Source organism: Paraburkholderia sp. J7, from assembly GCF_905220155.1.
Lineage (GTDB): Bacteria > Pseudomonadota > Gammaproteobacteria > Burkholderiales > Burkholderiaceae > Paraburkholderia.
The window spans coordinates 452,094-476,096 of the sequence record NZ_CAJMYZ010000001.1 but is presented as its reverse complement, the minus strand read 5'-3'; the positions used below and the strand labels follow the sequence as shown (position 1 = coordinate 476,096).

The following is a 24,003-nucleotide window of genomic DNA, read 5'->3' as shown; positions in this document are numbered from 1 at the left end:
GCGACGCGAGTTTCATTCTTCGCCGCGTTCGCCGACGAGGGCAAGCGCGCGATAGACCAGCCAGGGTCCGAAAAGCTGCAGCACGACGATCGAGCAAAGAATGATCGCGCGCAGGCGCGGATCGAACGTCGGATAAAGCTCGTAGGTGTCCTCGACGAGCAGCAGCGCGAGCGCCGACATCGGCGTCAAGGCAATGCCGAGCGCGATACCCTGCTTCCAGTGCAGCCCGCTCGGTTTGGCGAACATCAGCACGCCGACGAGCTTGCCCACGAGGCGTGCGACGATCAGCCCCGCCGCGGCCGCGCCGCCCACGAGAATGTCGTGCCACTCAAAGGTCGTGAGCGTGAGCACGAACAAAATCACCGTCAGCAGCCATCCGGCCGTGCCGAAATGCTGCGGCCACAGTTGCGGACGCGGCTCCAGATTCTTCACGATGATGCCGGCGGCAAGCAGGCTCAGGATCGTCGAAAGCTTGAGCAGGTGCGCCATGGCGATCGCCAGCAGCACGAGGCCGAATAGCGCGACAAACGAGTGCTCGTCCTGCGGACTCAACCGCCGGTAAAACAGCGTGCACGCGCGGGCGAGCACGAACGCGAGAACCAGCGAGCCGATCAGCAGATAGAGCGGCTGGAGGATCGTCGCGAACACGTTGCCGTAGATTTCCTGGTGCAGCCAGCTCGACGCGAGCTTTTCCACGATCACCGCATACATGCTGTTGAGCGCCGTGAGCGTAAGCAAGCGCTGCGTGACCTGGCCTTCCGCCCGCAACTCGGTCTTGAGCTGGATCACCATGCCAGGCGACGTCGCCATGGCGATCGCGGACACGACGAGCGCGATCATGGTCGGCACGGAAAGGAACAGCAGCACGCCAAGCACGAGCACGAAGGTCAGCGAGGCTTCGGCCAGACTCGAAAGGATGAGCCAGGGGTTGCGGCGGATCCAGCGCAGGTCGAGCCGGCTGCCCAGTTCGAACAGTAGCAGGCCGAGTGCGACGTCGAGCAGCGGCCGCGCGGACGTACCGACATTGGCGTCGACCACGCCAAACCCAGCCGACCCGGCAATGAGCCCGATCACGCCATAGCCCGAGATCCGCGGCAAGCGCCACGCCCTATAGCAAAGCTCGCCGCACAAACCGGCGGCGAGCAGCGCGAGCCCGGCCCAGAAAATACCGTCGAGCGGCAACGGCCAGGCGGGAAAAAACGAAAACGCCGACTTCATCGTGGTGGCTTCTCCTTGGCAACAACATCTTGCGTGGGAACGAATCCGGCTGTCCGACGTTAGATCGACATACGGCTGACAATCCGGCAGACCGCAGGCAAACCGCGTGCCGCACGAGGCGAACGACACCTCTACTCGTCGTCTGGTGCGTGCCTGCACTGCGCCTCGCGCGGTTCGCGCCCGCCGATGCAGCCGGCAAGGTCAACGATCTGACGACATGGCGAACTGGCGCGAATTAGCGCTTCCTGCGGCGAGTGCGGGCAAACAGTGCGGCAAACGCGATGGCAAACGCAATGGCGAACGCTACGGCAAAGCAGTGCGCCGGCACATAACGGTGCGGCGAACAGCCGGTACGGGCGCCTTGCGTGTGGTGTGGCTGCGCCCGCGTTGGATGAACGAACGCTGCCGTCTTCCCTGAGCACTCAGATTCAGGATGAGGGGCAACCGTTCCTTGGAAGCGTCAACCGTCTGATGCGGCATGTGACGCGGAAAGAACGGCGATTGTGCCATAGCTTTTTTGCAATTGTCCCCCGCTCTCCGAAAGCATCGACAAAGACGGTAATAGCGTCCGTATTGTGCGCTTTTAGCGGCGTATGCGGAAAAAATGACCGCGTCGGCAGGCGGCATTCGTCGGGGGGTTTCACGCTCTGGTTGGGTCGTGCTTGGCGGTAGCGGTGGCGTTAGCTTCGGGTTTACGGTTTACCGTATGTATACGTAGTAGAAGTTAACAAGGGCCTGGGTTTCCTGTGGATAACCCGGGTTTACCGAAAGGAATCCGTGAGTTGGCGCGCGCACAACCGCGCGCAAAGTGTGTGCGGTCCGCGAGCGCTTCGAAGAACAACTTTTTGGCCTGGAACGGGACGTGCGGAGTTACCCCGTTTACGTCCACACCGGTTCCACACTCCATTCGCCGGCAATTCGCGCGGTTATCCACAGATTTGCGTGGATAACCTGGGCGCCCTTTTCCACCCTGTTCCGTGCGGCGCGCTCAAACACTGCGCTGGCGCAACGCACGCTGGAGAAAGCGCGCCGGATCCAGCTGGTCGGCAAGTTCGCGCTCCAGTGGCCACGGCTCGCCTTCGAGCTGCGACGCGATCAGCTCCGCCCCCAGCGCCGCCCACACGAGTCCGCGCGAGCCGAACGCATACGCACCATAGAGGCCGCTTGCGCGCGGCAGGTCGAGCGGCCACGCGCCGGCCAGACGTTGCGCGTCGCGGCGGGCGGCTTCTTCGTCGGCGAGCGGGCCGAGCATCGGCATGCGGTCGCTGGTGACGCAGCGAAACGCCACGCGGCCGGCGAAATCGCGCTCGCCTTGTGCAGCCGCAAGCTCCGGGAGCATGTGCGCGACGCGTTCGATATTCTCGACGTGGCCGGCGGCGCGTAGCGCGTCGTCGGCGTCGTCGACTTCGTACGTGGCGCCGGCGAGCGTTACGCCGCCGTCGAGCGGCACCGCATAGCCTTCGCCGATCACGGGCACGCGCAGGTTCGCGAGCGGGCTGGGGTCGACGAGCGTGAGCTGGCCACGCACGATGCGCGTGGGCGCATGGGCGAGCGCCGCGGCCCGCGACGCATCCTGAGCGTTGGCGAAGATCACCGCGGCCGCCTGGGTGACGAGCCGTCCGGTGTCGTCGAACACCTGCCATTCGTCGGATTCTCGATCGCCAGCGCGAGCGATGTGACCGATACGCACACCGAAACGTGTTTCGACCTGGGCGCCTGGCAACGCGGCGGCGAAAGCGCATTGCGCGCGGCAAAGCGATGCCGGATCGATCGCGCCGCCTTGCGGATAGAACCACCCGCCCTGATTGAGCGCGACGCCGGCTAACGCTTGCGCTTGCTCGCGCGTGACGGCGCTCACGAATGCTTCGGGATAGCCGAACGAATCCAGGGCTGCGGCGACGGCGCGCGATTCGTCGTCGGTGGCGAGATGGAGCAAGCCGGCGTGCGAGCGCATGGGCGCATGGCCAGCGGCTTCGAGCGCGGCCCAGCGTTGCTGCGCGTAGAGAAAGCCCGCGCGCGTGATGCGTGACGCGCTGCTGTCGTCACGGGAAATCAGCGGATGAAACACGCCGGCCGGATTGCCCGATGCTTCGAGCGCGGGCGCGGCGTTGCGTTCGATGAGCGTCACGCGCCAGCCGCGCACGGCCAGCCGCTCGACGAGCGCGCAGCCGGCGAGTCCCGCTCCCACGACAACGGCGTGCCGCTCGCGCAACGCAAGCGGCAGCGGCGGCTCGTAGCGGCGCACGCGCCAGCGCGGCGCGAAGCGCCCGACCAGCATCGCCCACTTGCCGTTGAAGCCTGGCACCTTGCGGTATTCGAAGCCGCTTTGCTCGAGCGCGCGCTTCACCTCCCCGGAACTGCTCCACGTCGCGAAGGTGGCGCCCTCGCCGGCAATGCGTGCAAGCGCCTTGAAAATGGCGGGAGACCAGAGCTCGGGATTCTTCGAAGGGGCGAAGCCGTCGAGGTAGATCGCATCGGCGCGCATCCACATTTTGGGAAATGCCTCGAGCGCATCGCCGAAAACGAGCGTGAGCGTGACGCGTCCGCCGTCGAATTCCAGGCGGTGCGTGCCGGGCACGAGCATTGGCCAGGCGTTCACGAGTTCGCGCGCGAGCGGCGCTTCGCGTGCGTGCGCAACGACTGCGTCGAGTGCGCATTGCAGGTCGTTGCGCGCGAACGGATGTTTTTCCACCGAGACGAAATGCAGGCGTTCGCAGCGCGCCGGATCGTCGCGCCATGCCGCCCACGTGGCGAGAAAGTTCACGCCCATGCCAAAGCCGGTTTCGACCACGGTGAAGATTCGCCGGTTTTGCCAGCGCTGTGGCAACGCGTTGCCGTTCAGAAAGACGGCTTGGGCCTGCGCGAATGCGCCTCCGGTGCTGTGATAGATGTCGCCATAGACAGGCGAAAACGGCATGCCGTCTTCCCGAAAAACGAGCGTGGCGGGTGTCAGGGTGGCGGTCATGAGGAACGCGAAGCCAGAGATGAGGAAGAAACGAGAACGGAGCGAGGCTGGAAAAAGCGTGTGGCGAAGCCTGGTCGCATCGCCGCAAACGCTTGCCAGGCAGGCGTTTGCGCGCATGCTGCGTTGGCGCAGCGCAACGCGTGCGCCGGCAAAAACGCCGCAGCCGGAGGGATTTGCGGGGGTGGATACCCTTAAAACGTCTGCAAGCCCCAAAAAACCGGCATATCCTGCGCGAAATCTTCGAAACCCTTGTCGTTATTGGGTTTGCGCTGCGCTATCATAGCAAGCGCCGCCCAGGGAAGCGGCAGCACGGACGTTGCGGCAGCAGACACACGCTAGCCGCCGCAACGCGAAAACGCCGGGGTGCTCCGGGTCCGTCGCTGCTCGACGGCGCGGCACGCGTCCGTATAATCGGCGCGTTCGCGCTGTTCGTGTCAACCTAAACACAGAAAGGAACTTCTCAATGAATAAACAGGAACTGATCGACGCCGTCGCAGCACAGACGGGCGCTAGCAAGGCACAAACCGGCGAGACGCTGGACACGCTCCTCGAAGTGGTCAAGAAGGCTGTGTCGAAGGGTGACGCGGTCCAGCTGATCGGCTTCGGCAGCTTCGGTTCGGGCAAGCGCGCAGCCCGTACGGGCCGTAACCCGAAGACCGGCGAAACCATCAAGATTCCCGCAGCCAAGACCGTCAAGTTCACGGCTGGCAAGGCGTTCAAGGACGCCGTCAACAAGCGCTAAGGTATTGCCGCTTTAAGTTGACACCCGCCCCTGGCGGGTTTTTTTTCGCCTGCGCGGTTCACACGGCGCGAGCGCAAAAGCAAACGGCGCCGCATGATTGCGGCGCCGTTGTTGATTGGGCGCGTCGTTCTGGCTAGTCGAGACGACTAGGGACGATGGACAATTTCATCGTGATCGCCGTGATCATGATCGTGGTCGTCGTCGTCCAGCTCCCAGGACGGGAACGGGTCGGCGTAGTTCAGCCAGGCTTCGGGGCCTGCCGCGTACTCCAAATCGGTGAGGAGGCACGCATCGAACTTTGCGCGCCACGCGTCGGGCTCGAGATCCACGCCGATCATCACCAGTTCCTGGCGACGGTCGCCGACGCTTGCGTCATCGAGATCGCCCTGCCAGTCGGCGGCGATTTCCTTTTCGAGCTCGGCGTCCTGCGGCCATTCCTCGCGCGGCAGCGCCGCCCACCATGTGCCGGCCGGACCGTGGCGGCATACGCCGCCTGCCTGCGAGAGCGTGCCCGTTATGTCGTTGCGCGTGGCGAGCCAGAAGAAGCCCTTCGAGCGCAGCACGCCCTTCCACTCCTGGTTGAGCAGCGCCCAGAAGCGCTCCGGATGAAACGGACGGCGCGCGCGGTAAACGAAATTGATGATGCCGTACTCGTCGGCTTCGCTGCGCGGCGCATGCGTGTGCGCCGGGTCGTGGCAATGTGCCGGGTCGTCGCAATGGTCATGGTCGTGCAGCGACGCGAGCCAGCCCGGCGCGCTCGCCGCCGCATCGAAATCGAAGCGGCCGGTATTGATCACTTCCTCTAACGGCACATCGCCGAAGCGGCTCACCACCTGCACGGCGCGCGGATTGATGCGCGCGAGAATGTGCTGCAGGCGCGCGAGTTCATCGCCGCTCACGAGGTCGGCCTTGTTGAGCACGAGCACGTCGCAGAACTCGACCTGATCGACGAGCAGTTCCACGATCGCGCGGTCGTCTTCCTCGCTCGTCGCCACGCCGCGCTGCGCGAGCTGGTCGGCGCTCGCGTAGTCGCGCAGGAAGTTGAATGCGTCGACGACCGTGACCATCGTGTCGAGGCGCGCGAACGCGTCGAGCGCGACGCCGTCTTCGCCTGCGAACGTGAAGGTTTCCGCGATCGGCATGGGCTCGGCCACGCCGGTCGATTCGATCACGATGGCGTCGAAACGCTGGCCGGCGCGCGCCGGGTCGGCGAGGCGCTGGATCTCGGTGAGCAGGTCGTTGCGCAGCGTGCAGCAAATGCAGCCGTTCGACATTTCGACCACGCGCTCTTCCACGCGCGAAAGCGCCGAGGCGTCGCGCACGAGCGCGGCGTCGATGTTCACGGAGGCGAGGTCGTTGACGATCACCGCCACGCGCAGGCCCGCGCGGTTCGAAAGGATATGGTTGAGCAGCGTGGTTTTGCCCGCGCCCAGAAAACCCGAGAGCACAGTGACGGGCAGTGGCGGCTGGTTCATCGCAGTTGGGGTGCAGAAAGTGAGTCGGAAGGTCCGCCGCGCGAAAGGATCGAAATCCTAGTAAGGGTGCGGCGCCAGCCAGCATTTTGCACCATGCACGCGAGAGGCGCAGGCGCACGCGTGCCGCCGCTTTCAGGGCGCGAGCAGGCGGTACGCGCGCGAGCGAGCGACTGCATGGCTACGGGATGACTACTGCATGAGATGCCACTTGCGCAGAATGTCGGCGATCTGCTGCGCGTACTGGTTGCGCAGCGTTGGCGTTTCGGAATGGTAAGCGCCGACGGCGGCCCACGTGTTGCCGTACTTGTTCATCTTCTGGCGCAGATGCCACGCGGCGATATAGACGTTCTTGCACGGCTCCATGAGCGTGCTTTGCGAGATGCCGTACTGCGAGAGCACGGGCAGATGCACGGAATTGATCTGCATGACGCCGTAGTCGATCGAACCGTTCGCATTCCTGTGTACCGCGTCGGGCCGGTTGTGCGACTCCTGCCAGGCGATGGCGCGCAGGATCAGCGGATTGACCTTCTGATAGCGCGCGGCCTCGTCGAAACAGTCCGCATGCGCGAGCGTGCTGGCGCTCGCGGTGACGAGCACCACAGCGGTGGCAAGCGTAGCGGACCAGATGTTTTGCATGGCGAATCGCGCGGAAGCTGACAAAAGGGCAAACGAAGAGGCGAACGTTGCTGCCTGAAGGATGACGCAATCTCTCGCTGGCCGCCCTGTTTTCTGGCGAACAATGCGGGAATTCCCACATAAAGAAGGCGGGAAAGTGCGTTGGCCATCGTTCGGGCCGCTCGTATGATACCGGTCACCGATGACGCGTCAAGCTGGCCGCCCGGACAAGGCGCCCGCATGCTTACAAATAGCTTGGGATTGAAGGCTGGCGCGGCTCGGGGATTAGAAGAATTCCCCGGAGACCCATTTTTTGTGACAAATTCGACATGAAAAACTGCTACTGTTCCATCTTTTGTTGACTAACGGACGTCCGGGCTGAGGAGAGCCGGCGCCGGCACCAGTCGGAAGTTAGTCAGAAAAGCACAGGCGAGTCGGCCCCACAGCCGTACGTCGAGGACGAATAGCCGCGCGCGTCTGCCGCTGGCTTCGATAAGACACCCATGAGAAGAAATCGTATGGCTTTGCGTCGCGTCGCCACGGCGCTGCTCGTGAGCGGACTCATTACCGCACAGCTTGCCTATGCGCAGGTCACGCTCAATTTCGTCAACGCCGACATCGACCAGGTGGCGAAGGCAATTGGCGCCGCCACCGGCAAAACCATCATCGTCGACCCCCGCGTGAAGGGGCAGCTCAATCTCGTTTCCGAGAATCCCGTACCCGAGGACCAGGCCCTCAAGACCCTGCAGTCGGCGCTGCGCATGCAAGGCTTCGCGCTCGTGCAGGATCACGGCGTACTGAAGGTCGTGCCGGAAGCCGACGCCAAGCTGCAGGGCGTGCCGACTTATGTCGGCAATGCGCCTACCGCGCGTGGCGATCAGGTGGTGACCCAGGTGTTCACGCTGCGGCACGAGTCGGCGAACAACCTGCTGCCCGTGCTGCGCCCGCTCATCTCGCCGAACAACACCATTGCCGCCTACCCGGGCAACAACACGCTGATCGTGACCGACTATGCGGACAACGTGCGCCGCATCGCCTCGATCATCGCGGGTGTGGACTCGGCCGCAGGCCAGCAGGTGCAGGTCGTGCCGCTGCACAACGCCAATGCGCTCGACATCGCGCCGCAAATCGCGAAGATGCTCGACCCCGGCGCGATTGGCGCCACGGACCCGTCGCTGAAGGTTTCGGTTGTCGCCGACCCGCGCACCAACTCGCTGATGCTGCGCGCCTCGAACGCGCAGCGCTTGGCCTCCGCCGTCCAGCTCTCGAAGCAGCTCGACGCGCCGACCAGCATGCCCGGCAACATTCACGTCGTCCCGCTGCGCAACGCCGACGCCACGCAGCTCGCCAAGACGCTGCGCGGCATGCTCGGCAAGGGCGGCAACGATACGTCGTCGTCGGGCAATGCGAACGGCTTCAACCAGAGCGGCAACAGCGGCGGCGGCAGCACGTCGACGGGCACCTCCGGCACGCCGCCGCTGCCGTCGAGTTCGCTCGGCGGCGGCACGTCGTCGGGCAGCTCGCTCGGGGGCAGTTCATACGGCAGCAGCGGCGGCAGCAACGAAGCGCCGTTCCTCGGCGGTGACAAGGACAAGGGCGACGACAATCAGCCGGGCGGCATGATCCAGGCAGACCCGGCGACGAACTCGCTGATCATCACGGCGCCGGACGCGGTGTACCGCAATCTGCGCTCCGTCATCAACCAGCTTGATGCACGCCGCGCGCAGGTCTACATCGAAGCGCTGATCGTCGAGCTGAACTCGACGACCAACGCCAACCTGGGCATTCAGTGGCAGGTCGCGAGCGGCAATGTGTACGCAGGCACCAATCTGGCCACCGGCAGCGGCAACAGCATCGTCAACCTGACGGCGCAAGCGGCAGCGGACGCCACCACGGGCGGTCTCGCCAGCGCGCTCGCGGGTCAGAGCCTGCAGCAGGGCCTGAATGTGGGCTGGATCAAGAACATCTTCGGCGTGCAGGGGCTTGGCGCATTGCTGCAGGCGCTCTCGCAAACGGCCGACGCGAACGTGCTGTCCACGCCTAACCTCATCACGCTCGACAACCAGGAAGCGAAGATCGTCGTGGGTACGAACGTACCGATCCAGACGGGTTCCTATTCGAACCTGACGAGCGGCACGGCGAGCACGGCGTTCAACACCTTCGACCGTGTGGACGTCGGCTTGACGCTGCACATCAAGCCGCAGATCACCGACGGCGGCATCCTCAAGCTGCAGCTCTACACGGAAGACTCGGCGATCGTGACGGGCACGACCAACGCGACGACCAATCCGGCCGGCCCCGAGTTCACCAAGCGCTCGATCCAGTCGACCGTGCTGGCCGACAACGGCGAGATCATAGTGCTCGGCGGCCTGATGCAGGACAACTACCAGGTCGCCAACAGCAAGGTGCCGCTGCTCGGCGACATTCCGTGGATCGGCCAGCTGTTCCGCTCGGAAAACAAGACGCGCGAGAAGACGAACCTGATGGTGTTCCTGCGTCCGGTGATCATCAACGATCGCGACACGGCGCAAGCGGTCACGTCGAACCGCTACGACTATATCCAGGGCGTGACGGGCGCATACAAGTCCGACAACAACCTGATCAAGGATAAGGACGACCCGGTCGTGCCGCCGATGCCGCTCGGCCCGAGCCAGGGCGGATCGGCGCTGAACCTGTTCGATCTCGACCAGATGCGGCGTCAGCAGGCGGTGGGCGTGCAGCCCGCGAAGCCGGCCAGCGCCGTGCAGATGCAGCCAGCCGAACCGGTGCAAACCGTGCCCGTGGAAACCACGCCGGTGCAACAGGCGGCGCCTGCCACGACGCGGGTGCAGCCGTGAGCACGCCTCACTCGCCTGCGGCCACGAGCGGGGCGGACCGCGAGCCGCCCTCGCCGCTCGCCGCGCGCCTCGTGCCGTACGGCTTCGCGCGCAGCGGTCAGATTCTCGTGGCCCAGCAGCGCGCCGAAGGCCTCGAAGTGTGGATCAGCGAGCGCACGTCGCAGGCCGCCATTGCCGAAGTCGCGCGCAACTTCGGCGCGTTCGCACTTGTGCGCGTGCCGGCCGACGAACTCGCGCAGGCCATCAATCAGGCTTATGCGCGCCAGGACGGCAGCGCCGCGCAGGTGGTGGGCGAAGTGGAAGGCGAAGTCGATCTCTCGCGCCTCATGCAGGACATTCCCGAAGTGGAAGACCTGCTGGAGTCCGAAGACGACGCGCCGATCATCCGCATGATCAACGCGCTCCTCACGCAGGCCGCGCGCGAGCAGGCATCGGACATTCACATCGAGCCGTTCGAGAACGCCTCGGTGGTGCGCTTTCGCGTGGACGGCACGCTGCGCGATGTCGTGCGCCCGAAGAAGGCGCTGCACGGCGCGCTCATCTCGCGTATCAAGATCATGGCGCAGCTCGACATCGCCGAGAAACGCCTGCCGCAGGACGGCCGCATCACGCTGCGCGTGGGCGGGCGTCCGGTGGACGTGCGCGTCTCCACGCTGCCCACGGGCCACGGCGAGCGCGCGGTGCTGCGTCTGCTGGAAAAAGACGCGCAGCGCCTGAACCTCGAAGCGCTCGGCATGGCGAGCGACACGCTCGGCAAGTTCGACCAGCTGATCGCGAAGCCGCACGGCATCGTGCTCGTGACCGGCCCGACGGGCTCGGGCAAGACGACTACGCTCTACGCTTCCATGTCGCGGCTCGAAACGGCCACGACCAACATCATGACCGTGGAAGATCCGATCGAGTACGACCTCTCGGGCATTGGGCAGACCCAGGTGAACGAGCGCATCGGCATGACGTTCGCGCGCGCGTTGCGCTCGATCCTGCGTCAGGACCCGGACATCATCATGATCGGCGAAATCCGCGACCTAGAAACCGCGCAGATCGCCGTGCAGGCCTCGCTCACGGGCCACCTCGTGCTCGCCACGCTGCACACCAACGACGCCGCGTCGGCGGTGACGCGTTTGACCGACATGGGCGTCGAGCCGTATCTGCTCGCCTCTTCCCTGCTCGGCGTACTCGCGCAGCGCCTCGTGCGCCAGCTCTGCCCGGTGTGCAAGGAAGAGCGTGTGGAAGACGACGGCAGAAAGCGCTGGCATCCGGTGGGCTGCGATCGTTGCGGTCATTCGGGCTACTCGGGGCGGCGCGGCGTGTACGAACTGCTGCTCATCGACGAGCCGATTCGCGCGCTCATCCACCGCAATGCCGCCGATGCGGAGATCTTCGAGGCCGGGCGCGTGCAAGGCATGCGTACGCTGCGCGAAGACGGCGAGCGCTGGATCGACGCGGGCAGGACTTCGCTCGAAGAAGTGTTGCGCGTGACGGGCGGCGCATGATGGGCCGCAACATGAACCACCAGATGGACGCTCATTAAAAGCGAGGGCGATCAGCAACATGCCGGCATTTCGCTTCGAAGCCATCGACGCCACGGGCAAAGCGCAAAAAGGCGTGCTCGACGCGGACAGCGCGCGCGGCGCGCGCGCGCTGCTGCGCGGCCAGGGTCTCACGCCGCTCGTGGTCGAAGCCGCCGCGAGCCGCACGCGCGGCGCGCGAGCGCAGCGGCTCGCGCTTGGGCGCAAGCTCTCGCAGCGCGAGCAGGCCATTCTCACGCGCCAGCTCGCGAGCCTGCTGGTAGCGGGCCTGCCGCTCGGCGAGGCGCTTGCAGTGCTCACCGAGCAGTCCGAGCGCGACTACATCCGCGAACTGATGGCGGCCATTCGCGCCGAGGTGCTCGGCGGCCATTCGCTTGCCAGCGCGCTCGAGCAGCATCCGCGCGACTTCCCGGACATCTACCGCGCGCTCGTGGCCGCGGGCGAACACACCGGCAAGCTCGGCATCGTGCTTTCGCGTCTGGCCGACTACATCGAGCAGCGCAACGCGCTCAAGCAGAAGATCGTGCTCGCCTTCACGTACCCGACGATCGTCACGATCATCGCGTTCGGCATCGTCACGTTCCTGTTGAGTTATGTGGTGCCGCAAGTGGTGAACGTGTTTGCCAGCACCAAGCAGCAACTGCCCTTCCTCACCGTCGTGATGATGGCGCTTTCGGGCTTCGTGCGGCAGTGGTGGTGGGCAGTGCTGATCGCGGTGGCCGTGGTGGCGTGGATCGTGCGCGCGACCTTGCGCAGGCCTGGCCCGCGTCTCGCGTTCGACCGCTGGATGCTCACGGCGCCGCTCGCGGGCAAGCTCGTGCGCGGCTACAACACCGTGCGCTTCGCGAGCACGCTCGGCATTCTCTCCGCCGCGGGCGTGCCGATCCTGCGCGCGCTGCAGGCGGCCGGAGAGACGCTTTCGAACAAGGCGATGCGCACGAACATCGACGAAGCCATCGTGCGTGTACGCGAAGGCACGTCGCTTTCTCGCGCGCTGGGCAATACGAAGACGTTTCCGCCGGTGCTCGTGCACCTGATCCGCTCGGGTGAGGCGACCGGCGACGTGACGACCATGCTCGACCGCGCAGCCGAAGGTGAAGCGCGCGAACTGGAGCGGCGCACGATGTTCCTCACGAGCCTGCTCGAACCGCTCCTGATTCTGGCGATGGGGGGCGTGGTGCTCGTGATCGTGCTCGCGGTGATGCTGCCGATCATCGAGCTGAACAACCTTGTGCAGTAAGGCGTACGAACTGCGCGAGACGCCCGGCAAGAAGCCCGGCGCGCGCAACTCAGCGCACGTAGATGGTGGGACCGGCTGCGTTGGGCGGCAGGAAGATTTCGGAGTGCACGCCGTGGCGGTCGATGACGATCGAGCGGGGGCGCACTTCGAAGAGTTTCGAGTTCTGGTCGATCGGGCCGCCGAGCGAGATGGCTCGCGGCGGTTCGCCGCCGACGCTCACGATGGCCGCCGCGCCCTGCGCGAGCGCGAGGATGCCGAACAGGTGAATGTCCTGCACCGGGTTGCGTTCGAGCCTGCCGCCGAACAGCGTGCCGGCCTGATCGAGCGAGACCGGCGGCTGAGCGGCGGCGGCCTGCACCGGCGCCGCGCGGTTCGTGGCGAGGGTGATCGTCCACCACGTGGCCGTGGCGCAGAACACCGCAAACGCGGCGAGAGAAAGAAGGCGGATTTGCAGTGGGTTCATGAGCCCATTGTACGAAGGTTTATGGAATTTTTGATGTACGCGTTTGCCATGCCCGCGAGGCGTCGGAAAGGCGTCATCGTGTGACATTACAATGACCCGTCATGCGAGCGAGGGACCCGCCGGTTCAAGCGGCGGGTTCGATTGCAGGCAGGACGAAGCGCGGCGCACAAGTGCACCGCAACCCTATCTAGCGAGAGAGGAAAGAACTCATGTCCATGTGGGCGAAATTGTGCACCAAGCGCCGTGCCGAAATGGAAGTCACGCGCGCGCGCCGCCAAGGCGGCTTCACGCTCATCGAAATCATGGTCGTGATCGCGATTCTCGGCATTCTTGCCGCGTTGATCGTGCCGAAGATCATGAGTCGTCCCGATGAAGCGCGCCGCGTCGCCGCGCGCCAGGACATCGGCACGATCATGCAGGCAATGAAGCTCTATCGCCTCGACAACGGCCGCTATCCGACCCAGGACCAGGGGCTGCAGGCGCTCGTGCAAAAGCCGACCACCGACCCCGTGCCGAACAACTGGAAAGACGGCGGCTATCTGGAGCGCCTGCCCAATGACCCATGGGGCAGTGCGTACCAGTACCTGAATCCGGGCGTGCATGGCGAGATCGACGTATTCAGCTATGGCGCCGACGGCAAACCCGGCGGCGAAGGCAACGACGCCGACGTCGGGTCCTGGCAATAAGTCATCCGCCACGCAGCATCCATGCAAACGAGCCGCCCTTCCCCTTGCGGGGACCGCCGATCGTCACGCACCTCGCGCGCGTCACGCGCGGGTACGCGTGCGCGCGCGGCGGGCTTCACGCTGCTCGAGATGCTCGTGGTGCTGCTGATCGCGGGGATTCTCATCTCGCTCGCTTCGCTCACGCTCACGCGTAATCCGCGCACCGACCTGAATGAAGAAGCGCAGCGGCTCGCGCTCCTGTTCGAGTCGGCGGGCGACGAGGCGCAGGTGCGCGCGCGCGCCATTGCATGGCAGCCACTCGCGGGCGGCTTTCGCTTCGATGTGCATACGGAAGACGGCTGGCGTCCGCTGCGCGACGATCTGCTCGGACCGCGCCAATGGGAAGGCGGCGTGACCGGCGTGGCGATCACCTACCCCGGCGGCAACGACACGCAGGCAAACCGGCTCATCTTCGGCACCGAGGCCGTGGACGTGCCGGTGCAGGTCACGCTCTTTTCGGCCGCCGGCAGCGCGACGATCGTCGGCACCGGCACTGGCCGCTTCGAGGTGCGCTGAGATGCGGTTCTCGATGCGCGGGGGAAAGCGCGGGCACGGCGCTCGTCTGGATCGACAGCGTGGTCCGGTGCGCGAGCGCGGCTTCACGATGATCGAAGTATTGGTTGCGCTCGCAATCATCGCGATTGCGCTGGCCGCTTCGTTGCGCGCCGTGGGCAGCCTCGCCGCGAGCGAAGCCGACCTGCACGACCGCCTGCTTGCGGGCTGGAGTGCGGACAACACGCTTGCGCAACTGCGCCTCGTGCATGCGTGGCCGGACCTTGGCGAGAGCAGTTTCGACTGCTCGCAGGGCAATCTGCGGCTGACCTGCACGCAGCACGTCGCGGCGACGCCCAACCCCGTTTTTCGGCGCGTGGAGGTGTCGGTTGCGACGCCTGGCCGCTCCGGCAATCTCGCGCAACTCGTCACGGTGCTCGCCAATGAGACGAACCGCTCGTTGTGACCGCGTGCGCGTCGCCTCGTCAGCGCGCGGCTTCACGCTGATCGAGCTGCTCGTTGCGATCGCCATCATGGCCGTCGTGGCCATCCTCTCGTGGCGCGGCCTCGACGAGATCGTGCGCGGGCGCGAGACCATTACGCGCTCGATGGCGCAGGAGCGCGTGTTCGCGCAGATGTTCGACCAGATGCGCATCGACTTGCGCGAAGCCGCCTCCGACGACGAAGCGGGCGGCGTTGCCATCTCGCTCGACGGCGGCGCGCTGCAGATCGTGCGCGCGTTCGCGATGCCGCCGGGCGCGGCGCCCCGCCTGCAAGTGGTGCGTTACCGCGTGTCGGGCGGCCAGGTGGTGCGCTATGCGTCGCCGCCTCTCGCCGATCTCGGAGCGTTACGGCGCGCGCTGCGCGGCGGCGAAGGCGACAACTGGGGCGCGTTGCCGATGATGAGCGGCGTGGATGTCATCAACGCGCGCCTGTACGTGCCGAAGACGGGCTGGACCGCGAACATGCAGGACGTGCGCTCGCAGGTCACGGGCAACAACAACGATCTCAAGGTGCCACAACTCGGCAACGCGCCGCTGCCGCGCGCGGTGACGGGGGTACAGGTGAGCGTGGGCTCGCATGCGCTGCAGCAGCCGGTGACGCGCGTGTTTCTGGTGGGGGAATGACGTTGCGCACACAACGAACCTCCGCACGGCGAATCAAACAAGGTAGGCGATCCCGCCGTTCCACGCGCGCACGGCGCGGGGCGGCCATCATCAGCGCGCTGCTCGTCGTCGCGCTTTCGGCGATCATCGTCTCGGGCATGTTGTGGCGCCAGCAGGTGCAGTTGCGGCGCATCGAGAATCAACGGCTGCTCGCGCAGGCGCAATGGATCGCGCGCGCCTCGCTCGACTGGACGCGCCTCGTGCTGCGCTCCGAAGCGGATACCTCGGCGGGCATCACGTATCTCGGCGGCGCGTGGGGCGTGCCGCTCGCGCGAACGCGGCTGTCCGACTTTCTCGGCCAGATTGGCGAAGCGCATTCGCAACAGGGCGCGGACACCTGGCTTTCGGGTTCAATTGAAGACGCCCAAGCGCGCTTCAATCTGCGCAATCTCGTGGCGACCAGCGCGCCGGGCTCGTTGCAGCTGAACGTGACGGAGATCGAGGCATTCGCGCGCCTGTTGCAGATTCTCGGCCTCGACCAGTCGCTTGCGAAGAATACTGCGGTGTACCTGCGCTCAGGGCTTGCCTACTCGGCAACGCGCTTCCAGACGCAAACCACCACGACGAACACCGGTTCGCAAACCGAGGTGCTCGCAGGCGGCGGGACGACCGGCGGCGGCAACTACACCGACAACCCCGGCCTCTCGGAGTCCGACAACGACAGCGGCGTCGCCCCGCTCATGATGACGAGCGTCGATTCGCTGCTCGACGTGCCCGGCTTCACGGCCGACGCCGTCGCGCGGCTGCGCCCGTTCGTGACGATCCTGCCCACCGTGACGCCCGTGAACATGAACACGGCGAGCGCCGAGGTGATCGCCTCCGTCGTGACGGGCATGAGCCTTTCTAACGCGCAGGCCCTAGTCGCGCATCGCCAGAGCGTGTTTTTCCGCAACGTGAGCGACGTGCAACTCGCGCTCGAAGGCGTGGGCGTGAAGCAGGTCTCGATCGACACCACGCAAATCGACGTCAACACGAGTTACTTTCTGGTACATGGGCGCGTGCAGCACGAGCGCGCCGAAGTGGACCGCACGACGCTTGTCTGGCGCGATCCGCTCACCCATACGACGCGCATCGTGCGCGTTAGCGACGAACCATGAATCCGTCCCCGACCAACATCGAAAAGAGGTGCGTTTGAGCACGCTGATCGTTCTCATGCCGCCCCGCGACCCGGCGGTCCACTCGCAGGAATGGCAGCTGCCGGAACTGCCGTTCGTGCTGCTCGACAAGACGGGCAACACGCAGCGCGCGGGCCGTTCGGCGCTAGGGCTGTTGCCGAAGGCCTCGACCACCATCCTGCTGATCGCCGCGCGCGACCTGCTCATGCTCGCCGCCACCGTGCCGCCGCTCAGGGGGCCGCGGCTGCGTCAGGCACTGCCGAACGTGGTCGAGGATCATCTGATCCAGGATGCGCAGACCTGCCATCTCGCGCTCGACCCAAAGCGCCTGGCCGATGGCCGCCAGGTCGTGGCCGCCATCGATCGGGGCTGGTTCCGTTTTCTCCTGGAAGGCTTCACAGCCGCAGGGCACCGCAATCTGCGCGCCGTGCCGGTGGCGCGCTGCCTGCCAGCTGCGCAGGCGGTGGAGACAGTGGAGTCGGTGGAGGTGGCCCACGAGGCACGAGCCGCTGTGCCTGCCGGGCGCGCGGAGCCGGGCGTCACGTCCGATGCCGCGGCTCCCGCCGCGCCCACGCTCGAACCCGTGACGGCATGCGTGCTCGGCCATGTTGTCGCGACCGCCCCTGCGCTGCTGCCCGGCGTTGCGCCGGAGCCAGCGGCCGCCACGTCGGAAGCGCCGCTCGAACTCGCGATCGTGCGCGGCGTGCTCGCCGACGGCTTTGCAGTGCCCGCCGCGAGCGTGGCCGCGACCGTCACGGCGCTCGCCGGCGGCGCGCCGGTTTCGGGCTATGTCCTCACCAACCTGCCGGGCGAGCCCGCGAGCGCGGCTGCACGCGCGTCGCTCGCCGCCGCGTTGCCGGGTGCGCAGACGCTCACGTTCGAGGCGCTCGCGCGGCGCGCGCTTGCCTGCCGCTTCGACCTCTGCCAGTTCGAGTTCGCCTCGCAGCCGTGGCGGCTCGATCGCGCGACGCTGCGCCGTTTGCGCGTGCCGATCGGGCTCGTGGCCGCGTCGCTCGTCGTCGCGGTCGTCGGCGCGAATATCGAGTGGCTCATGATGGCGCGCCAGCGCGACGCCATCAGCGCGCAGATGACCGAGCTGCTCCTCAACGCGTTCCCGAAGACGACCGTCGTGCTCGACCCCGCGGGACAAATGGCGCGGCAGTTGCAGCAGTTGCGCCTCGCCGCGGGCGAACCCTCGCGCGACGACTTCCTCGCGCTCTCCGACGGCCTCGCGCGCGCGCTCGGTCCGGTGCCCGCCAACGGCATCGCGGCACTCGACTATCACGACCGGCGTCTGGACGTGACCTTCAAGCCAGGCGTCAACGTCGACGCCGATCTCGCGAAACGCCTCGCGGGCAACGGCCTTGCGGGCACGGTGGATGCCAGCACGGGCAAATGGACCATCAGGAGCGCATCGTGAAGACAACGGCTATGAGCGGCGCCTGGGCCGAGGCCTGGGCGACCTTCTGGGAAGCGCGCACCACGCGCGAAAAGGCGCTGCTCACGTGGGGTGGCGCGGTGCTTGCGCTGGCGATCGGCTGGTCGGTGCTGTGGCAGCCGGCCGCCGACGGCCGCGCGCGCCTGCGCGAGAGCCTGCCCGGCATGCAGCGCCAACTCGCGCAGATGACGGCCGAGGCCGACGAGGCGCGCTCGCTTGCGGGGGCTGCTGCGAGCGTGGCGCCGGGCGGCCAGGCGCTCAAGGACGCGGTTACTGCATCACTTGCCGATCACGCGCTCACGGGGGCGCAGATTCAGCTGATCGGCACGACGGTGCAGGTGCAGATGAAGAATGCGTCATTTCCGGCGTGGGCCGCGTGGCTCGACGACGTGCGCAAGCAGTTCAAGGTGCAGGTGGTCGAGGCGCACATCACCGCGCTGAAGACCGATGGTCAGGTCGACTTGACGGCCTCGCTGCAACCGGCGAATACGCACTAAAAAGAAAAAGCGCATTGACCAGCGCGCACTGAGAATCGCCGGAGAAACAAGCAATGAGTTACTGGATGCGGCGCTTGCGCGCCGTGTTGCCCTGGCTGATCGTGGGCCTGCTGTCGAGCGCAGCCGTGTTGCTCGCCCGCCTGCCCGCGGCCTGGATCGCGCCGCAGTTCGCGCGCGCGACTCAGGGGCACGTGAATCTGATCGATCCGGAAGGCTCGCTCTGGCACGGCTCCGCCACGTTGATGCTCGCCGCGGGCCAGGACGCGCGCGGCGCGACGCTGCTGCCGGGTCGCATTGTGTGGCGCACGGCGTTCTGGCCGCTTTTCGTCGCGCGCGTGCGCATGGAAATGCTGCAGACCGAGGCGATGCCCGACGCCGTTACCGTGGATGCGACGTTGCGCGGCGCGAACGTGAGCGCGGGCACGATTGCCGTGCCGGCCTCGCTGCTCGCGGGTCTCGGCGCGCCCTTCAACACGCTCGATCTGGACGGCAAGGTGCGGCTTGCGTGGAGTCCGTGGCGCGTGTTCGGCACGGATGCGTTCGGACGGCTGACCGTGTCGCTCGCCGACATGAGTTCGCGCGTTTCGCTCGTGAAGCCGCTCGGCACGTATCAGGTCGTGTTGCAGGCACAAGGGGCGACGTCGACGCTCGATCTCTCGACGCAAAAAGGCCCGCTCATGCTCGAGGGACGCGGCTCGTTCTCGCGCGCGTTCGCCTCGTTCCAGGGCACCGCGAGCGCGGCGCCGGATCAGCGCGACAACCTGGCAGGCCTCTTGAATCTGCTGGGCCGCCCGATCGGGCCGGGAACCGTCGCGCTGACCTTCATGCGCTGACGTTCGCGGCTTGAGCGTGCGCCCGCCTGAGCGGGCGCGTTCGCATTACTGCGGCTGGGCGGCCGCAACCGCCGGCGCGGAAGCGGCTGAAGCCGCGGCCGGCGCCGCCACGCTGCCCGTCTCGCGATCCATCTGCGAGGCATCCCAGCCTCCGCCCAACGCCTTCACGAGCCCCACCGACGACACCATGCGCTGCCCGCCGAGGCTCACGAGCTTTTGCTGGGCGGTGAAGGCAGTGGCCTGCGCGGAAAGCACGTTCTGGAAATCGGTCGTGCCGGCTTTGTATTCGTTCGTGACGATCGAGAGTGCATGCTGCGCCGAATCCACCGCCTGCTGCTGCACGACGATTTCTTGCCCCAGGATGCGCTGCGAAGCGAGGTTGTCCTCCACGTCCTGGAACGCGGCCAGCACGGTTTGCCGGTAGGTGGCCACCTGCTGATCGTAGGCGGCGCGCGCGGCCTCGGTCTGCGCTTTACGCAGCCCGGCGTCGAAGATCGTGCCGGCAAGCGACGGCCCGAGGGTCCAGAAGCGCGACGGCAACTGCAGCAACTGTGACATCACCGAGCTTTCAAAACCGCCGCTTGCGGAAAGCGTGAGCGTCGGGAAGTACGCCGCGATGGCGACGCCGATCTGCTCATTGGCGGACGCCGCCTTGCGCTCTGCCGAGGCGATGTCGGGCCTGCGCTCGAGCAACGCAGACGGCATGGCGAGCGGCACCGTGGGCGGCGTGGCGGTGAGCGGCGACGGCGGGATCGAGAACGTGGAGGCGGGCTGGCCGACCAGCACGGCGATCGCGTGCTCGTCCTGCGCGCGCGCCACACCGTTGTCGATTGCCGAAGCCTGGGCAGACTGCAATTGCGTTTGCGCCTGGATCACATCGGCGCGGCCCGCCACGCCCTGGGCATACTGATTTTGCGTGAGCTGCAGCGACTTCTGGTACGCCACAACCGTGTCATCGAGCAGCTTCTGCTGCGCGTCGAGCGAGCGCAACGTGAAGTAAGTCTGCGCAAGCGTGGCCTGCGCCGATAGACGCGCGTTTGCGAGATCGGCGGCGGCGCCCTGCTGGCTTGCCTCCTGCGAGCTGACGGTGCGGCTCACCTTGCCCCAGAGGTCGGGTTCCCAGGTGGCGTCGAGCCCCAGGCTGACGTTGTTGTTGATGGTGCCGCTCGACAAGCCACCGCTCGAGTTGGCTACGCGCGTGGGCGTGTACGAGCGTGTGCCCGAGAACGTACCGCTGATCACCGGAAAGTACGCCGCGCGTGCCTCGCCCACGAGCGCACGCGCCTGGCGATACGCGGCAGCGTATTGCGCAACGGTCTGATTGCTGGTGTTGAGCTGGTCCATCAGCGCATTGAGCTGCGCATCGTCGTAGATCAGCCACCAGGCGCCGCGGTCGGCGGTATCGGCGGGTTGCGCGACCTTCCATCCCTCGGGCGCTTCCTTGAACGAAGCGGGAGTGGCGGCGCTGGGCCGGTGATAGTCGGGGCCGACTGCGCAGCCTGCCAACTGGAACGCGAGCGCGGCGGCTGCGCACAGCGCCAACGTGGAAAGCGGCGTGGGCGCGCGGCGCGCCAATGACCCGGCGGATCCCGTGGAGGCGCCGGGGCGGACGAAACGGCAAGGCATGCAAGGATTCCTGTCGATGCAACCGGCGCGCAATCGGGCGGCCGGGGGCGCACGGGGTTGTCGCGTCGCGGCAATGGTAGCGCACGCGCGAGTTATTACACGGAATCCGAAAGCTTACGCGTTGGAAGGGTTGGCGGGTGTTACGGCGTGCGACGCGCAGGTTACGCGTCGTTACGGCGGCGCTTCGGTGCGCGGCAGGCGAGCTGGGTGCCTGCGCACGCGGGTGCGGTGGTTGCCGCTGTTGCCGCCGTTGCCTTCGCGGGCGTGGCCGGCACGACCGCCCCCGCCGCTGCGGGTTCTTGCCGCGTGCGCCGACGCTGCGCCCACACCACGGCCACAACTGCGATCGAGCCGCCTGGCAGCGCAAACATGGCCGCGTACAACGCGAGCTTGCGCGAGCGCGCCCACCACGAACCCGCGCTAGCCTTCGCGAAAGCCAGGCGGGCGGTGTCGGTGACGGAACGGCCAAGGCCGCCAAGCGCGTTGATCAGGTAAAGCATGATGCCCAAACGGGTGAACGTAGAAGAATGAAACTGGTTGCCTGTCATAATATTGACTATGCAACCAAATCACAACATACTTTGCAGCGCATCAATGCAACTGTTGTTTTTACGCGCCGATCACTGCGGCAGAGACGGTTGCGGTGCGCTACGCGATTTATCTGCCTGAGCAGCGAAGTAACCCGCTATAATTCGCTCGTTTTTTGAGAGGCTGCAAAGCGAACTGCGATGAGCGACGGTCCTTTCGTCCCGACAAGGCTGGGCGTCGAGCCAAGTCTCGGCTATTTCCTTTCGACTGCGCGCAATGTGCTGGCCGGACGCATCGACCGGGCGGTTGCGCCGCTCGGGCTCACATCGTCGCAAATCGGTGTGATTCTTTTATTGTGGTTCGAGCGCGCCAGCACGCCGAACGAGATGTCGCGCGCGCTCTCGTACGACACCGGCTCCATGACGCGCATGCTCGACCGGCTGGAGAAGAAGGGCTTTCTCGAGCGGCGGCGCAGCGAGGCGGATCGCCGGGTCGTGGAACTGGCACTGACGGATCAGGGGCGCACGGCGGCGCAGCAATTGCCCGACCTGATTGCCGCGGAGATGTCCGAGCAGTTGCGCGGCTTCGCACCCGAAGAAGTCGCGACGCTCGTCCATTTGCTGCAGCGCTTCATCGCGAATGACGGCTCGACCACGCCGCTATGCGCATCGACGGACGACAGCGGTAAAGACGCGCAAGCGCCGACGCAGGAACGCGGCGACTAGCAACGCTGTACGACACGCCGCAGCGCAGCATTGGGTGTAGTTTGATCCAATCACTGTCTGGGCAGAAAATGCACAGACACGGAATAGCAAGTCGGTGTGCGCTGCGCTTCGGGTGCAGAACCGGCCGACTCAACAAGGACACGCAACATGGCAGCTTCCTCTGCGGTGCCCGCGCGGGCCGAACCCGCACCGTTTTCCGGCGGCACGCTCGCGCTCCTCACGGTCGGGCTCGCGCTCGGGACCTTCATGGAGGTGCTGGACACCTCGATCGCCAACGTGGCGGTGCCGACCATCTCGGGCAACCTGGGTGTCGCCAACAGCGAAGGCACGTGGGTCATCTCGTCGTATTCGGTTGCCTCAGCGATTGCCGTGCCTCTCACCGGATGGCTCGCGCGCCGCGTGGGCGAAGTCCGCCTCTTCACGATCTCCGTGCTGCTGTTCACGCTGGCCTCGGCAGCATGCGGCTTCGCGACGAACTTCGAAACGCTCATTGCATTCCGTCTCGTGCAAGGGCTCGTTTCTGGGCCGATGGTCCCGCTGTCGCAGACCATCCTCATGCGCTCCTACCCGCCTGCCAAGCGCGGTCTCGCGCTCGGTCTCTGGGCGATGACCGTGATCGTCGCGCCTATCTTCGGGCCGGTCATGGGTGGCTGGATCACCGACAACTACACGTGGCCGTGGATCTTCTACATCAACGTGCCGATCGGCCTGTTCTCGGGCGTCTGTGCCTACTTGCTGCTGCGCGGACGCGAAACGAAGACGACGAAGCAGCGCATCGACGCCGTGGGCCTCGCGCTGCTCGTGATCGGCGTGTCGTGCCTGCAGATGATGCTCGACCTCGGCAAGGACCGCGACTGGTTCAACTCGACGTTCATCGTCACGCTCGCGATCATCGCGGTGGTTGCGCTCGCGTTCATGCTTGTGTGGGAGGCGACGGAAAAGGAGCCCGTAGTCGATCTATCGCTCTTTCGCGACCGCAATTTTGCGCTCGGCGCGATGATCATCTCATTCGGCTTCATGGCTTTCTTCGGCTCGGTGGTGATCTTCCCGCTCTGGCTGCAAACGGTCATGGGCTATACCGCTGGCCTCGCGGGTCTGGCCACTGCGCCAGTGGGCCTGCTCGCGCTCGTACTTTCGCCGCTCATCGGGCGCAACATGCACCGGCTCGATCTGCGCATGGTCGCGAGCTTCGCGTTCGTCGTGTTCGCGCTCGTTTCGCTCTGGAACTCGACATTCACACTCGATGTGCCGTTCAACCATGTGATCCTGCCGCGTCTCGTGCAGGGTATCGGCGTGGCCTGCTTCTTCGTGCCGATGACGACCATCACGCTTTCGAGCGTTCCTGACGAGCGGCTCGCGAGCGCCTCGGGCCTTTCGAACTTTCTGCGCACGCTTTCGGGCGCGATCGGCACGGCGGTGAGCACGACGTTCTGGGAAGACGCGGCGATTTATCACCATGCCGTGCTCTCGGAATCGGTGAGCCAGTATTCGCCGAACACGATCGCCTACAAGGACGCGCTCGCCAGCCTGGGTTTTGCAGGCCAAAGCCTGACCGCCAAGCTCAACGACGTCGTGACGACGCAGGGCTACATGATGGCCACCAACGACTTCTTCCGCATCTCCTGTGCGATGTTTGTCGTGCTGGCCCTGCTGGTGTGGGTGACGAAGCCGAAAAAAGGCGCGGGACCGGCAATGGGTCATTGACGGTCCCACGAAAGGCCGCCCGCATGAAGCTGCGGGCAACTGGGTGCGCGTTGCGCGCGGCGTTACCAAC

21 protein-coding genes are annotated in these 24,003 nt (G+C 66.0%); 14 read left to right on the top strand and 7 right to left on the bottom strand.

Annotated features, from left to right (window positions below; genetic code table 11):
* Positions 1-12: 12 nt before the first annotated feature.
* Positions 13-1,218, bottom strand: coding sequence for a cation:proton antiporter (locus U5A58_RS02145; protein ID WP_321960113.1), 1,206 nt, complete (start codon positions 1,216-1,218; stop codon positions 13-15).
* Between the two features lie 988 nt (positions 1,219-2,206).
* Positions 2,207-4,183 (bottom strand): bifunctional tRNA (5-methylaminomethyl-2-thiouridine)(34)-methyltransferase MnmD/FAD-dependent 5-carboxymethylaminomethyl-2-thiouridine(34) oxidoreductase MnmC, encoded by a 1,977-nt coding sequence (mnmC, locus tag U5A58_RS02140; RefSeq protein WP_321960112.1) that lies wholly within the window; start codon positions 4,181-4,183, stop codon positions 2,207-2,209.
* 463 nt (positions 4,184-4,646) lie between these two features.
* Between mnmC and U5A58_RS02135 the strand changes: the two genes are divergently transcribed.
* Positions 4,647-4,925 (top strand): HU family DNA-binding protein, encoded by a 279-nt coding sequence (locus U5A58_RS02135; RefSeq protein WP_027815965.1) that lies wholly within the window; start codon positions 4,647-4,649, stop codon positions 4,923-4,925.
* A 146-nt stretch (positions 4,926-5,071) separates the two neighbouring features.
* On the opposite strand, the gene U5A58_RS02130 is transcribed toward U5A58_RS02135, so the two are convergent.
* Together U5A58_RS02130 and U5A58_RS02125 are read right to left on the bottom strand one after the other, a co-directional pair.
* On the bottom strand, positions 5,072-6,400 hold the full coding sequence (locus U5A58_RS02130) for a GTP-binding protein (RefSeq protein ID WP_321960111.1): 1,329 nt from the start codon (positions 6,398-6,400) through the stop codon (positions 5,072-5,074).
* A 189-nt stretch (positions 6,401-6,589) separates the two neighbouring features.
* Complete coding sequence (locus U5A58_RS02125) at positions 6,590-7,036, bottom strand: lytic transglycosylase domain-containing protein (RefSeq protein WP_321960110.1); 447 nt, start codon at positions 7,034-7,036, stop codon at positions 6,590-6,592.
* A 497-nt stretch (positions 7,037-7,533) separates the two neighbouring features.
* On the opposite strand from U5A58_RS02125, the gene gspD reads away from it, so the two are divergent.
* The 3 genes from gspD to gspF are packed head-to-tail and all read left to right on the top strand — an operon-like array spanning position 7,534 to position 12,621.
* A complete protein-coding gene (gene gspD, locus U5A58_RS02120) occupies positions 7,534-9,852 on the top strand; it encodes a type II secretion system secretin GspD (protein WP_321960109.1) in 2,319 nt (772 codons plus the stop codon).
* The gene (gene gspE / locus U5A58_RS02115) at positions 9,849-11,345 is read left to right on the top strand and encodes a type II secretion system ATPase GspE (protein ID WP_321960108.1); all 1,497 of its coding nucleotides are present in this window, start codon (positions 9,849-9,851) and stop codon (positions 11,343-11,345) included. The genes gspD and gspE overlap by 4 nt, the downstream gene beginning before the upstream one ends.
* A gap of 58 nt (positions 11,346-11,403) precedes the next feature.
* Positions 11,404-12,621 carry a type II secretion system inner membrane protein GspF gene (gspF, locus tag U5A58_RS02110; protein ID WP_321907229.1) on the top strand — a complete coding sequence of 406 codons (1,218 nt, stop codon included), beginning with the start codon at positions 11,404-11,406 and terminating at the stop codon, positions 12,619-12,621.
* A gap of 49 nt (positions 12,622-12,670) precedes the next feature.
* On the opposite strand, the gene U5A58_RS02105 is transcribed toward gspF, so the two are convergent.
* A complete protein-coding gene (locus U5A58_RS02105) occupies positions 12,671-13,084 on the bottom strand; it encodes a hypothetical protein (RefSeq protein ID WP_321907231.1) in 414 nt (137 codons plus the stop codon).
* Between the two features lie 251 nt (positions 13,085-13,335).
* On the opposite strand from U5A58_RS02105, the gene gspG reads away from it, so the two are divergent.
* The 8 genes from gspG to U5A58_RS02065 are packed head-to-tail and all read left to right on the top strand — an operon-like array spanning position 13,336 to position 19,350.
* Entirely contained in the window at positions 13,336-13,770 is a 435-nt protein-coding gene (gene gspG / locus U5A58_RS02100; protein ID WP_321907789.1) for a type II secretion system major pseudopilin GspG, read from the top strand.
* Positions 13,771-13,791: 21 nt separating this feature from the next.
* On the top strand, positions 13,792-14,325 hold the full coding sequence (locus tag U5A58_RS02095) for a GspH/FimT family pseudopilin (RefSeq protein WP_321934477.1): 534 nt from the start codon (positions 13,792-13,794) through the stop codon (positions 14,323-14,325).
* 13 nt (positions 14,326-14,338) lie between these two features.
* Positions 14,339-14,767, top strand: a complete 429-nt coding sequence (gene gspI / locus U5A58_RS02090) for a type II secretion system minor pseudopilin GspI (protein ID WP_321907791.1) — start codon at positions 14,339-14,341, stop codon at positions 14,765-14,767.
* A complete protein-coding gene (locus U5A58_RS02085; protein ID WP_321907236.1) occupies positions 14,745-15,428 on the top strand; it encodes a type II secretion system protein J in 684 nt (227 codons plus the stop codon). Before gspI ends, U5A58_RS02085 begins: the two co-directional genes overlap by 23 nt.
* Positions 15,425-16,564: a type II secretion system minor pseudopilin GspK gene (gene gspK, locus U5A58_RS02080; protein ID WP_321960107.1), complete on the top strand. Its 1,140-nt coding sequence runs from the start codon at positions 15,425-15,427 to the stop codon at positions 16,562-16,564. The genes U5A58_RS02085 and gspK overlap by 4 nt, the downstream gene beginning before the upstream one ends.
* A gap of 34 nt (positions 16,565-16,598) precedes the next feature.
* Positions 16,599-18,002 (top strand): type II secretion system protein GspL, encoded by a 1,404-nt coding sequence (gene gspL, locus U5A58_RS02075; protein ID WP_321960106.1) that lies wholly within the window; start codon positions 16,599-16,601, stop codon positions 18,000-18,002.
* Positions 17,978-18,517: a type II secretion system protein M gene (locus U5A58_RS02070; protein WP_415764944.1), complete on the top strand. Its 540-nt coding sequence runs from the start codon at positions 17,978-17,980 to the stop codon at positions 18,515-18,517. Before gspL ends, U5A58_RS02070 begins: the two co-directional genes overlap by 25 nt.
* 53 nt (positions 18,518-18,570) lie before the next feature.
* Positions 18,571-19,350, top strand: a complete 780-nt coding sequence (locus U5A58_RS02065) for a type II secretion system protein N (protein ID WP_321934474.1) — start codon at positions 18,571-18,573, stop codon at positions 19,348-19,350.
* Between the two features lie 45 nt (positions 19,351-19,395).
* Here U5A58_RS02065 and U5A58_RS02060 read toward each other — a convergent pair whose 3' ends face one another.
* Together U5A58_RS02060 and U5A58_RS02055 are read right to left on the bottom strand one after the other, a co-directional pair.
* Positions 19,396-20,976 (bottom strand): efflux transporter outer membrane subunit, encoded by a 1,581-nt coding sequence (locus U5A58_RS02060; RefSeq protein ID WP_321960105.1) that lies wholly within the window; start codon positions 20,974-20,976, stop codon positions 19,396-19,398.
* Between the two features lie 161 nt (positions 20,977-21,137).
* Positions 21,138-21,476, bottom strand: coding sequence for a hypothetical protein (locus tag U5A58_RS02055; protein WP_321960104.1), 339 nt, complete (start codon positions 21,474-21,476; stop codon positions 21,138-21,140).
* Between the two features lie 228 nt (positions 21,477-21,704).
* Between U5A58_RS02055 and U5A58_RS02050 the strand changes: the two genes are divergently transcribed.
* Positions 21,705-22,229 carry a MarR family transcriptional regulator gene (locus tag U5A58_RS02050; protein ID WP_321960103.1) on the top strand — a complete coding sequence of 175 codons (525 nt, stop codon included), beginning with the start codon at positions 21,705-21,707 and terminating at the stop codon, positions 22,227-22,229.
* A gap of 147 nt (positions 22,230-22,376) precedes the next feature.
* Complete coding sequence (locus U5A58_RS02045; protein WP_321960102.1) at positions 22,377-23,933, top strand: DHA2 family efflux MFS transporter permease subunit; 1,557 nt, start codon at positions 22,377-22,379, stop codon at positions 23,931-23,933.
* Positions 23,934-24,003: the final 70 nt, after the last annotated feature.

Excerpts from the sequence above, each read along its gene's own strand:
- U5A58_RS02145 (WP_321960113.1), bottom strand. The coding sequence starts at position 1,218 with ATGAAGTCGGCGTTTTCGTTTTTTCCCGCCTGGCCGTTGCCGCTCGAC.
- mnmC (WP_321960112.1), bottom strand. The coding sequence starts at position 4,183 with ATGACCGCCACCCTGACACCCGCCACGCTCGTTTTTCGGGAAGACGGC.
- U5A58_RS02135 (WP_027815965.1), top strand. The coding sequence starts at position 4,647 with ATGAATAAACAGGAACTGATCGACGCCGTCGCAGCACAGACGGGCGCT.
- U5A58_RS02130 (WP_321960111.1), bottom strand. The coding sequence starts at position 6,400 with ATGAACCAGCCGCCACTGCCCGTCACTGTGCTCTCGGGTTTTCTGGGC.
- U5A58_RS02125 (WP_321960110.1), bottom strand. The coding sequence starts at position 7,036 with ATGCAAAACATCTGGTCCGCTACGCTTGCCACCGCTGTGGTGCTCGTC.
- gspD (WP_321960109.1), top strand. The coding sequence starts at position 7,534 with ATGGCTTTGCGTCGCGTCGCCACGGCGCTGCTCGTGAGCGGACTCATT.
- gspF (WP_321907229.1), top strand. The coding sequence starts at position 11,404 with ATGCCGGCATTTCGCTTCGAAGCCATCGACGCCACGGGCAAAGCGCAA.
- U5A58_RS02105 (WP_321907231.1), bottom strand. The coding sequence starts at position 13,084 with ATGAACCCACTGCAAATCCGCCTTCTTTCTCTCGCCGCGTTTGCGGTG.
- gspG (WP_321907789.1), top strand. The coding sequence starts at position 13,336 with ATGGAAGTCACGCGCGCGCGCCGCCAAGGCGGCTTCACGCTCATCGAA.
- U5A58_RS02095 (WP_321934477.1), top strand. The coding sequence starts at position 13,792 with ATGCAAACGAGCCGCCCTTCCCCTTGCGGGGACCGCCGATCGTCACGC.
- gspI (WP_321907791.1), top strand. The coding sequence starts at position 14,339 with ATGCGCGGGGGAAAGCGCGGGCACGGCGCTCGTCTGGATCGACAGCGT.
- U5A58_RS02085 (WP_321907236.1), top strand. The coding sequence starts at position 14,745 with ATGAGACGAACCGCTCGTTGTGACCGCGTGCGCGTCGCCTCGTCAGCG.
- gspK (WP_321960107.1), top strand. The coding sequence starts at position 15,425 with ATGACGTTGCGCACACAACGAACCTCCGCACGGCGAATCAAACAAGGT.
- U5A58_RS02070 (WP_415764944.1), top strand. The coding sequence starts at position 17,978 with ATGGACCATCAGGAGCGCATCGTGAAGACAACGGCTATGAGCGGCGCC.
- U5A58_RS02065 (WP_321934474.1), top strand. The coding sequence starts at position 18,571 with ATGAGTTACTGGATGCGGCGCTTGCGCGCCGTGTTGCCCTGGCTGATC.
- U5A58_RS02060 (WP_321960105.1), bottom strand. The coding sequence starts at position 20,976 with ATGCCTTGCCGTTTCGTCCGCCCCGGCGCCTCCACGGGATCCGCCGGG.
- U5A58_RS02055 (WP_321960104.1), bottom strand. The coding sequence starts at position 21,476 with ATGCTTTACCTGATCAACGCGCTTGGCGGCCTTGGCCGTTCCGTCACC.
- U5A58_RS02050 (WP_321960103.1), top strand. The coding sequence starts at position 21,705 with ATGAGCGACGGTCCTTTCGTCCCGACAAGGCTGGGCGTCGAGCCAAGT.
- U5A58_RS02045 (WP_321960102.1), top strand. The coding sequence starts at position 22,377 with ATGGCAGCTTCCTCTGCGGTGCCCGCGCGGGCCGAACCCGCACCGTTT.